Source organism: uncultured Succinatimonas sp., assembly GCF_905203285.1.
GTDB lineage: Bacteria > Pseudomonadota > Gammaproteobacteria > Enterobacterales > Succinivibrionaceae > Succinatimonas.
In genome coordinates, this window is sequence record NZ_CAJKVK010000148.1 from 1 (window position 1) to 1,879 (window position 1,879).

At 45.2% G+C, this 1,879-nt stretch carries 2 protein-coding genes; both read right to left on the reverse strand.

Annotated features, from left to right (window positions below; translation table 11 throughout):
- The coding region (locus QZ019_RS09715) for a malic enzyme-like NAD(P)-binding protein (protein ID WP_295484620.1) at positions 1 to 1,220 on the reverse strand (1,220 nt) is incomplete at its 3' end.
- 436 nt (positions 1,221 to 1,656) lie between these two features.
- Positions 1,657 to 1,879 (reverse strand): 50S ribosomal protein L31 (gene rpmE / locus QZ019_RS09720; RefSeq protein WP_295484622.1); only part of this gene is annotated, 223 nt, incomplete at its 5' end.

Genomic DNA, 1,879 nt, shown 5'->3' on the forward strand with positions numbered 1-1,879 from the left:
GGCGTAACGGTATGCAGGCCCACGTGGTCAGCGACGGCACGGGATACCTGTTTTAACAGACGCGGATCCATAGGCTTAGGAATTACATAGTCAGGACCGAACTCAAGCTTATCTACCTGAGCTGCCTTAACTACTTCAGCAGGAACCGGCAGTTTGGCAATCTCGCGAATGGCGTTCATTGCGGCTTTCTTCATTTCGAGATTAATGCAGGTGGCTCTTACATCCAAAGTACCGCGGAAAAGGAACGGGAAGCACAAAACGTTGTTGATCTGGTTCGGATAGTCGGAGCGTCCGGTTCCCATGATGATGTCAGGGCGGACACGCTTTACGAGCTCAGGGTCAACTTCAGGATCCGGGTTGGAGCAGGCAAAGAGCACAGCCTTAGGAGCAAGGCTCTTAACTTCATCTTCAGTAACAAGACCCGGACCTGATACACCTAATAAAATATCAGCTCCGTCACAGGCTTCGGCTAAGGTCTTAGGACCGGCGTCATTGATGAATGAAGGCTTTTCACCGTTGTTGTACTGCGGACGATCGGAGCGGATAACACCGTGACGATCCACCATAAAGAATTTCTTCTTGTCGGCTCCGCAGGCAAGCAATAAGTTAGAGCATGCAACGCCGGCGGCACCTGCACCTACGCAGACAACTTTACAATCCTCAATCTTCTTTCCCTGAAGCTCAAGAGCATTTAAAATACCGGCGGCGGTAACGATGGCGGTACCGTGCTGGTCGTCATGGAACACTGGAACTTTGCAGCGCTTGATTAATTCACGTTCGATGACGAAGCATTCAGGAGCTTTAATATCTTCAAGATTGATGCCGCCGAAAGTGTCGGCGATGCATTCTACGGTTTTGATGAATTCATCAACGGTATCGTGCTTAACTTCGATATCGATGGCGTTAATGCCGGCAAAGCGGTTGAACAATAAAGCTTTGCCTTCCATAACCGGTTTAGAAGCCAAAGGTCCTAAGTTACCAAGACCTAAAATTGCAGTTCCGTTGGAAATAATGGCTACGCTGTTGCCTTTTCCCGTGTATCTGAACGCGTCAGACGGATTTTTGGCGATTTCGCGTACCGGCTCGGCAACGCCGGGGCTGTAGGCTAAGGTTAAATCGGTAGAAGTTTCTGCAGGTTTTGTAACGACGACTTTGATCTTACCCGGTGTCGGGAACTCATGATACTTTAACGCCTCGTCGTGAAGTTGCTGATGATCCAAGGTGTCCCCCTTATTTTTGACATTAATTTAAGCTATAGCTTTTTATTAAATGGAGCTTTTTAGCTTTTTTAGGTTGCTCATAAAAGAGATTTATAAGCGCTTTCTTCTATATGTAAGAAGTTATTTTCAAAGCACAATTTATAAGATTATCACTAATCACGGTAAATAATTGAGAAATTTTCTTTTGAAGATCCTAATTTGTGCATTAGGTCTGAATCTGTAAAAAGCACTGACATTAAAGAGAGCTTATCGAAAAGTAAGTTGTGAACCTAGAGGGGATTGTCAGCTGGGTTTTCTACCAATCTATCAAGAATCTTTGGTAGATTAAGAGAAAATTCGGCTCTAAAAAGACAAAATTTGCCGGAGGGGCGGAAATAAAAAACGCAGACCGTTAAGATCTGCGCTTTTCTTAAAAATAAAATATTTGAATATTTTATTATTTGGTAACTTTCTGAGCAGCACGGGCTTTGCCGAGCATAGCAAAACGCTTGTTGAAAGCTTCGACGCGTCCGCCGGTATCAACAATCTTCTGTTTGCCGGTATAGAAAGGGTGGCACTGAGAGCAGACTTCGATATCGATATCGTGACCTGCAGTAGAGCGGATCTTGAATTTGTTGCCGCAGGAGCAACGTACGTTGATTTCCTCGTACTGAGGATGA